Origin of the sequence: Methylobacterium indicum (assembly GCF_001043895.1) — a bacterium.
GTDB classification, from domain to species: domain Bacteria; phylum Pseudomonadota; class Alphaproteobacteria; order Rhizobiales; family Beijerinckiaceae; genus Methylobacterium; species Methylobacterium indicum.
On the sequence record NZ_JTHF01000196.1, the window covers coordinates 1 to 8,493 of the forward strand.

The window sequence follows — 8,493 nt, forward strand, 5'->3', positions numbered from 1 at the left end:
GCCGCCGGCGATGTCGAGGGGAGGGGTGTCGCGCATGGGAGGAGGGTGTCAGGTTGCGGGCGCGCCACTCTCCTCCGCCAGCGCGCGCCGCACCAGCATCAGGTCGGGGTCGGAGGGGTCGGTCCTCACCGTAAAGCCGAGCTTGCGGCACATCGCCAGCATGGTGGTATTTTCGCGAAGCACCTGGCCCTCGACGTGGCGCAGGCCCTCGGCCCGGGCCCAGTCGAGCATCAGCCCCATCAGCGACCAGCCCAGCCCGAGGCCCTTGAGGTCGGAACGGACCAGGATCGCGTATTCGCCGGTCTCGTGGTTGGCGTCGGCGTGGAGGCGCACGGCCCCCATCATCGTGCCGGTCGCCTCCTCGATCGCCACGAAGGCGATGGCGCGGGCGTAGTCGAGCTGGGTCAGGCGGGCGAGAAAGGCGTGGCTGAAGTCGCGCACCGGCGCGAAGAAGCGCAGGCGCAGGTCCTCGGCGCTGACCTGCTTGAAGAAGGCCTCGAACAGCCCCTCGTCCTCGGCCCGGACCGGGCGGACCAGGATGCCCTGCTCGTCGAGGACGATGCGGCGCTCCCAGGCGCGGGGATAGGGCCGCACGGCGAAGCGCGCGTGGCTCGGTCCGGCGCCCGCGTCGCGCCGCCGCTCCGGCGGCAGGGGCGCCACCGCCGCGCGGGCATCGAGGGCGATGACGCCGTCCCGGTCGGCCAGCAGCGGGTTGATGTCGAGCTCGCGCAATTCCGGCAGGTCGGCGGCGAGCTGGCCGAGCTTGACCAGCACCAGGGCGACCGCCGCCTCGTCGGCGGCCGCGACGTCCCGGTAGGCCTTGAGGCGGCGCGCCACCCGGGTCCGCCCGATCAGGTCGGCGGCGAGACGCCGGTCGAGGGGTGGGAGGGCCAGCGCCCGGTCGTCGATCACCTCGACGGCGGTGCCGCCGCGGCCGAACACCACGACGGGGCCGAAGACCGGATCGTCGACGAGGCCGGCGATCAGTTCGCGCGCCTGCGTCCGGCGCAGCATCGCCTGGACCACGAAGCCGGTGACGCGGGCCTCGGGCCGCTCCTGCGCCACCCGGGCCAGCATCTCGGCGGCCGCCTCCCGCACCGCCGCCTCGCTGGTGAGCCCGAGGCGCACGCCGCCGACATCGGACTTGTGCACCACGTCCGGCGAGGCGAGCTTGAGCGCCACCGTGCCCCCCGCCGCGATGATCGGCCAAGCGGCCTCCGCGGCCGCATCGGCGTCGGCGGCGAGCGTCACCGGCTGGGCCGGGATGCCGTAGGCCGCGAGCAGGTCCGCCATCTCGCGCGGGTCGAGCCAGGTGCGTCCCTCCGCCAGCACGCGGTCGACGATCGCCCGGGCGGCGCCCGCATCCGGCACGAGGTCGTCGGGCAGCACCGCCGGGGTGGTGGTGAGGTCGTCCTGCGCCTCGCGGTAGCGCACGAGGTGGGTGAAGCCCTCGACCGCGTCGGCATCGGTGGCAAAGCGCGGGAGGCCGGCCTGGCTCAGGATCTCGCCGGCCGCCTCGTCGCCCACCGTGACGGCGAAGACCGGACGGGCGCGGAACGCGCCCTTGCGCCCCCGCTTCACCGCCTCGACGATCTCGCTCGCGACCGCGCTGCCGCCGGACAGGGCGGTCGGCACGTTGATGACCAGCACCGCGTCGTTGTCGCGCTCGGCCATCAAAGCCTCCAGCGCCGCGGCGTAGCGCGGCCCGTCGGCGTCGGCACCGATATCGACCGGGTTGTGCCAATCCTGTGCACTCGTGCCCGGCACCGCCGCGGCGAGCCGCGCCCGGGTCTCGTCCGAGAGGCCGGCGAGGGAGCCGCCGAGGTCGATCAGCCGGTCGACCGCGATGGCGCCGACCCCGCGGCCGTTCGCCAGGATGGCGAGGCGCCGGCCCGGGAAGGGCCGCTGGCGCCCGAGCGTCTCGACCGCCGAGAACATCTCGTCGAGGTCCTGCACCCGCAAGAGGCCCGCGCGCCGGAAGGCGGCGTCGTAGACGGCGTCGGTGCGGGCCAGGATTCCCGTATGGGTGATGCCGGTATGGGCGAAGGCGCGAGAGGCGGGACGCCCGTCGGCGATCCGGGCGGCGTCGTGCCGGCCGGAGCGGAGCACCACCACGGGCTTCGCCCGTGCGGCGGCCCGCGCCGCCGACATGAATTTCGGCGCGTCGGTCACGGTGGCGATCGACAAGAGGATCGCCCGGGTGCGGATGTCGGCGGCGAAGTGGTCGAGGCAGTCGGCGATGTCGACGTCGAGGGCGTTGCCGAGGGAGACGATGCCCGAGAAGCCGGTGCCGCGCGCCTGCGCCCAGGCGACGATGCCGGCCGCCACCGTGCGCGACTGCGAGATCAGCGCCAGGTCGCCGGGAAGCGGCGCCCGGGCGAGCAAACTCGCGTTGAGCGCGCTCCCCGGTACGGCGAGCCCCATGCTGTCGGGCCCGACGAGCCGCAGCGAGTGGCGCCGTGCCGCCGCCCGCGCGGCTTCCGCCAGCGAATCCGGCCCGCTGCCGAGACCGGTGGTGATGACGACCGCCGCCCCGCAGCCCTTGCGGCCGGCCGCCGCCACGACGTCCGGCACGGTCTCGGGCCGGGTCACGATCACCACGAGGTCGGCGGGCTCGGGCAGGTCGGCGAGATCGGCGAAGGCCTGGACGCCGTCGACGCTGTCGTGGCGCGGGTTCACCGGCCAGATCGGTCCGGAGAACCCCGCCTCGCGCAGGTTGCGCAGGATCGCGGCACCGAACGCGTTCGGCCGCGCGCTCGCACCCACCAGCGCGACGGAGCGGGGGCTGAGGAGCCTGTCGAAGCGGTAGGTGCTCATGGCGAGTCCAGCAGGGCTATCCAGCAATCCGGGTCGGCGAGGGCGGGCGGAGACGTGAGACGGGTCGGTGGCGCAGGTAGGGCGGGGCGGCCCGCAGGTCACGGGAGGTCGGAAGGCGAGATGGGCGGCGCGCGGCCGCACCGCAGGATGAGCATGAATGCAGGCAGGCCGATGCACCCGCATCATTGTGCAATGCAATATGTTTCTATTGCGTCGCACAATGGTGAATGCTTTATTGACGTCTCCCGGCAGATCCCGGCTTTCCGGACGCGCTTCTCGCGCCGGACAGAACTCCTGGACCACCGATGCGCCTCATCGCTCTCTCCGCCCTCGGTCTCGTTCTCGCCACCGCGGCGGGTGCCTCCGAGCTGACCCCGCGCCAGTCGCACAGCCTCGATCTCGGCCCGGTGCGCGGCTCGGCCTACTACACCGTCGAGAAGGACGGCCTGCGCGTCGTCGCCACCCTGGCGCCGACCGACGCGACCGCCGCCACCCCGCTGCGGGTGATCACCACGCTCGCCTCCGACCAGGTCGTCAGCTTCTCGGTGCCCGGCACCCAGGACGGCGCGGCCGCTTCCGTCGCCTTCGCGCGCCGCGGCAACCGGGTCGAGGTCGCCTCGACCGGCTACTGAGCCCTTCGCTCCCGCGGACCGCTCGTGGTCCGCGGGGCGCGTCTTCCCGTAGTCGCTGCGGCGGCCTGCGCCGTCTGCCTGCCTCTGCGGCGCCGTGCGCCGCTTGTCTTGGCGACCGATCTTTGCCACCTGTCCGCCGTCTGAAAACGACCTCGCGCACGGGCCCCAAGGATCACGCCATGCCGACCAACTCCCCCTTCTGGCGCAACGGCGCGCTCGCCCTCGGGCTCCTCTTGCCCGGCGCCGCACTCGCTCAGGCGCCGGCCGCCGCGCCCGCGGCCGCGCCGGCTGCTGCTCCTGCCGCCGCCCCGGCCCAGTCCCCCGACACCGTCGTGGCCAAGGTCAACGGCGCGACCATCACCGCCGGCGACCTCGCGGTGGCGGCCGACGACCCGGCCCTGTCGCTGCCCGGCGTCGACGAGGCGCAGAAGCGCAACCTCCTCGTCGACTACATGGTCGACCTGAAGATCGGCGCCCAGGCCGCCGAGAAGGACAAGGTGGCCGAGAGCCCGGACTTCGTCCGCAAGCTCGCCTATTTCCGCGACAAGCTCCTCCTCGACGAGTACCTCGAGCGCGAGGCCAAGAAGGCGGTGACGCCGCAGGCCGAGCGGGCGCTCTACGACGAGACCGTCAAGGCGATGAAGCCCGAGGAGGAGGTCCACGCCCGCCACATCCTGGTCGACAACGAGGCCGAGGCCAAGAAGATCGCCGCGCGCCTGAAGGCCGGCGAGGACTTCGCCAAGGTGGCGGCCGAGACCTCGAAGGACCCGGGCTCCAAGGCCGAGGGCGGCGATCTCGGCTGGTTCACCAAGGAGCGGATGGTCGCGCCCTTCGCGGACGCGGCGTTCAAGATGGAAGCCGGCAAGATCTCCGACCCGGTCAAGACCCAGTTCGGCTGGCACGTCATCAAGGTCGAGGAGAAGCGCAGTAAGCCGGTGCCGAGCTTCGACGAGATGAAGGAGCAGGTCGAGGCCTACCTCACCCGCAAGACCCAGCAGGACATCATCACCAAGCTGCGCGAGGGCGCCAAGATCGAGCGGGTCGGGGCCGCGCCGGCCGTGGCGCCGAAGGCGGACGAGAAGAAGTAAACCGCGACGTCGGTTGAAGGACAGCCCTCGGAAGCCCTGCTTCCGGGGGCTTTTTGCTGGCTGCCGATCGAGCCGGTCACCCGCGCCCTGTCCCGGACGACTGAAGCGTCAGCGAAAGGAGATCCGGGATCCAGGAGACAAGTGCCGCGAAGCGGCTCTGTAGGCTGCAACGTTGCAGAGAGCGGCCGCTTCGCGAGTCCTTGTGCTGGTTCCCGGATCTCCTTCCGCTTCGCTGCACTCGTCCGGGAAAGGGGAGGGGCGAAACAGGCCCGCCCCCGGCCCGCCTATCTCAGCACCTGCGACAGGTTCGGCCCCCGCAACGCCGCCAAGGCCGCCATCCGTACCGGGGCGTTCGGCGCGCCGTAGAGGTCGTAGCCGCCCTTGCGCTGCACGACCTCGAAGTAGAACCGCTCCTCGAACGGCGTCGTGTAGAATTGCAGGAACTCGCCCTCGCCGACCCGGTCGTAGAGGATGCTCAAGCTCTGCATCCGCGCGATGGTCGCATCGTCGAGGCCGAAGCGGGCCGCCACGTCGTCGTAGTAGTTGGCCGGGATCGGCAGCAGCGTCGCCCCGGCCGCCTTCAGGCGCTCGGCCGCCGCGAAGATGTCGTCGGTGGCGAGCGCGATGTGGTGGACGCCGGCGCCCGCGAAGCTCGATACCAGGCGGGCGGTGGCGGTGTTGCGGCTCTCCGAGATGTTGAGCGGCAGCCGCATGGTGCGCTCGGCGTTCGACATCGCCTTGCTGCGCACCAGCCCGTAGGGATCGGGCAGCACCACGACGTCCTCCGGCTCGAGGCCGAGCACGGCGCGGTAGAACAGCACCCAGGAATCGAGCTGGCCCTCGGGCAGGGCCTGGGCGACGTGATCGACCCGTGTCAGCAGGCCTGCCGGCTCGGGCGCATCCTCCATCACGAAGTCGTGCTCGAACTCGCCCCCGGTCTGCGGGTCGGTGAGGATGATCAGGCTGCCGTCGGGGGCGCGGATCGACGGGAAGGAATTCTCGTCCGGTCCGATCCGGCCGCCGAACCGGGCGGCGCCGTAGGATTCGGCCCGCCCCAACGCCGCGAGTGCGTCGTCGGTGGCGATGGCCTGGGCGCAGACCGAGGGGCCGTGCATCAGGAAGTAGGACGAGGCGAAGGAGTCCGGCTCGCGGTTGAGGACGATGCGGATCTCGCCCTGGCCGTAGAGCGTCACCGCCTTGCTGCGATGCCGGCCGAGCCGGGCGAAGCCGAGCTGGCCGAGGAGGCGCGCCAGCGCATCCTCGCAGCGCTCGTCCACCGCCACCTCGATGAAGCGGTGGCCGGTGATGGCCGGCGGCAGCGGCGGATCGAACAGCTCGACCCGGCGCCGGGGCCGCTTGACCGGGGAGGACGCCTGGGAGGCCGCCTCCTCGGTGCGGCGCACCCGCTCCTCGAGGAACAGCAGCGAGCGGTGGCCGTCGGCCGCGGTCTGGCGCGGGGGCGCGGCCCGCATGTCGTCGTTGAAGATCTCGAGCGAGATCGTGCCGGTATAGCCGCAGGCGAGCACCGCCTGGAGGAAGCCCGGCACGTCGAGGTCGCCCTGGCCGGGCAGGCAGCGGAAGTGGCGGCTGAGCGTCAGCGGGTTCATGCCGATGCGCGGCGCATCCGCCAGCTGGACGAAGAACACCCGCTGGCCCGGGAGATTCGCGATGCCCGACCAGTCGTCGGGGAGCGCGAGCGTGTGGAAGCTGTCGAGGATCAGGCCGAGATGCGGGTGGTTCGCCCGCTCGACGATGCGCCAGGCCCGGTCGAAGGTGCGCACCTTGGTGCCCCAGGACAGGGCCTCGAAGCCGATCTTCAGGCCTCTTTTCGCCGCCCGCTCGGCGAGCTGGTAGAGCTGGTCGGCCATCCGGGCGTCGTCGTCGGACACGTCCGTGCCGACGTTGGAGCAGACCAGGATCAGGGGCGCGCCGAGTTCCTCCATCAGGTCGAACTTGCGCTCGGCCCGGTCGAGGTTGCGCTTCAGCTGCTCGTCCGACACGCCCTCGAAATCGCGGAACGGCTGGAACAGGTCGATCGAGAGGCCGAGATCGGAGGCGTAGCGGCGCACGTCGCGGGCGGCACCGGTGTGGAACAGAAGATCGTTCTCGAAGATCTCGACGCCGTCGAACCGCGCCGCCGCGATCGCCTCCAGCTTCTCGATCAGCGTGCCGCTCAACGACACCGTGGCGATCGCCTTCCTCATCGCGTTCTCCCGTCCGCTTCTCCGGCCCTCCATGGCAAACGGGGCCGGCTCCGTCGAGCCCGGAGCGGCGGCCCGCCGGCCTCCGTTCGTCCCGGCTTGACATGAACGTACTGGTTCGTACATTTGGATTCAAGCGCGTCGCAGTCGCGCCATCCGAGGAACGTTCGAGAGAGGAGCCCGCATCATGGGCGCATCCCCCAGATCCGTCCTGGCCGGCTTGATCGGCAACGGCATCCAGGCATCCCGCACGCCTCCGATGCACGAGCACGAGGGCGACGCGCAGGGCCTGCGCCTCCTCTACCAGACAATCGACCTCGAAAAGCTCGGCCTCGGTGCCGACGCCCTGCCGGAGCTGCTCACCGCCGCCGAGCGGATGGGGTTTTCGGGCCTCAACATCACCCATCCCTGCAAGCAGGCGGTGCTCGCCCACCTCGACGCGCTGTCGCCGGACGCGGCGGCCCTCGGCGCGGTCAACACGGTGGTGCTGCGCGACGGCAAGCGCGTCGGTCACAACACCGACTGGTGGGGCTTCGCCGAGGCGTTCCGGCGCGGCCTGCCGGACGTGAATCTCGACCGTGTGGTGCAGCTCGGCGCCGGCGGCGCCGGCGCGGCGGTAGCCCACGCGCTCCTGACCCTCGGGGTCAAAGACCTCGTCCTCAACGACATCGATCCGGCGCGCGCGGCCGGCGTCGCCGCCTCGCTCTGCGAGCGCTTCGGCGCCGGCCGGGCGCGGGCCTGCACCGATCTCGCGGCGGAAGTCGCGGCGGCGGACGGCCTCGTCCACTGCACGCCGACCGGCATGGACAAGTATCCGGGCCTGCCGCTGCCGGCCGAATACCTGCACCCCAAGCTCTTCGTCGCCGAGATCGTCTATTTCCCGCTCGAGACCGCGCTCCTGCGCGAGGCGCGCCGGATCGGCTGCCGCACCCTCGACGGCGGCGGCATGGCGGTGTTCCAGGCGGTCGAGGCGTTCCGCCTCATCACCGGCCTGACCCCGGACCCGGAGCGGATGCTCCGCCACTTCGCCGAGCTCGGCCGGACGGCCTGAGCCGGTCCCGGTCGGCGGCCCCTCGCCGCCACCCAATCCCCCGAAGAATGCGGTCCGATCCAACGGGCCCGTCGCCTCCCTCCTACAGGAAACGCCCGATGACCTCCTCCGTCTACCCGGCGGCCGCCGTTGCGACCGCCGAGACCGAAGCCGTGAAGACTCCGAAGAAGGCCGCGCTCGCGAGCTGGATCGGCAGCGCGGTCGAATATTACGACTTCTTCATCTACGGCACTGCCGCGGCTTTGATCTTCCCGAAGCTGTTCTTCTCGGCCGACAACCCGCAGGCGGCGGCGTTCGCCTCGTTCGCGACCTTCGGCGTCGCCTACATCACCCGGCCGCTCGGCGCCGTGGCGCTCGGCCATGTCGGCGACCGCTTCGGCCGCAAGAAGGTGCTGACCTTCACGCTGCTGCTGATGGGCCTCTCGACCTTCATGATCGGCTGCCTGCCGACCTACGGGCAGGTCGGCATCCTGTCGCCGATCCTGCTGGTCATCGCCCGCCTGCTCCAGGGCATCTCGGCCGCCGGCGAGCAGGCCGGCGCCAACTCGATGACCCTCGAACACGCGCCCGCCAACCGGCGCGCCTTCTTCACCAGCTTCACCCTGAGCGGCACCCAGGCCGGGCTGATCCTGGCGACGCTGGTCTTCCTGCCGGTCTCGGCGATGCCCGAGGCGCAGATGCTGTCCTGGGGCTGGCGCATCCCG

General features: G+C 71.8%; 6 protein-coding genes. 4 read left to right on the forward strand and 2 right to left on the reverse strand.

From position 1 onward, the window contains the following. Window positions 1–48: 48 nt before the first annotated feature. Window positions 49–2,817 carry a bifunctional acetate--CoA ligase family protein/GNAT family N-acetyltransferase gene (locus tag QR78_RS22290; RefSeq protein WP_048429778.1) on the reverse strand — a complete coding sequence of 923 codons (2,769 nt, stop codon included), beginning with the start codon at window positions 2,815–2,817 and terminating at the stop codon, window positions 49–51. Window positions 2,818–3,122: 305 nt separating this feature from the next. On the opposite strand from QR78_RS22290, the gene QR78_RS22295 reads away from it, so the two are divergent. Continuing rightward, window positions 3,123–3,449, forward strand: a complete 327-nt coding sequence (locus tag QR78_RS22295) for a hypothetical protein (RefSeq protein WP_048429779.1) — start codon at window positions 3,123–3,125, stop codon at window positions 3,447–3,449. A 179-nt stretch (window positions 3,450–3,628) separates the two neighbouring features. Continuing rightward, complete coding sequence (locus QR78_RS22300; protein ID WP_048429780.1) at window positions 3,629–4,537, forward strand: peptidylprolyl isomerase; 909 nt, start codon at window positions 3,629–3,631, stop codon at window positions 4,535–4,537. A 284-nt stretch (window positions 4,538–4,821) separates the two neighbouring features. Here QR78_RS22300 and QR78_RS22305 read toward each other — a convergent pair whose 3' ends face one another. Beyond that, on the reverse strand, window positions 4,822–6,741 hold the full coding sequence (locus tag QR78_RS22305; protein ID WP_048429781.1) for a bifunctional sugar phosphate isomerase/epimerase/4-hydroxyphenylpyruvate dioxygenase family protein: 1,920 nt from the start codon (window positions 6,739–6,741) through the stop codon (window positions 4,822–4,824). A gap of 184 nt (window positions 6,742–6,925) precedes the next feature. On the opposite strand from QR78_RS22305, the gene QR78_RS22310 reads away from it, so the two are divergent. Both QR78_RS22310 and QR78_RS22315 read left to right on the forward strand, forming a co-directional pair. Further along, window positions 6,926–7,789 carry a shikimate dehydrogenase gene (locus QR78_RS22310; RefSeq protein WP_048429782.1) on the forward strand — a complete coding sequence of 288 codons (864 nt, stop codon included), beginning with the start codon at window positions 6,926–6,928 and terminating at the stop codon, window positions 7,787–7,789. A 98-nt stretch (window positions 7,790–7,887) separates the two neighbouring features. Next, on the forward strand, window positions 7,888–8,493 hold a 606-nt coding region (locus QR78_RS22315; protein WP_048429783.1), incomplete at its 3' end, for an MFS transporter.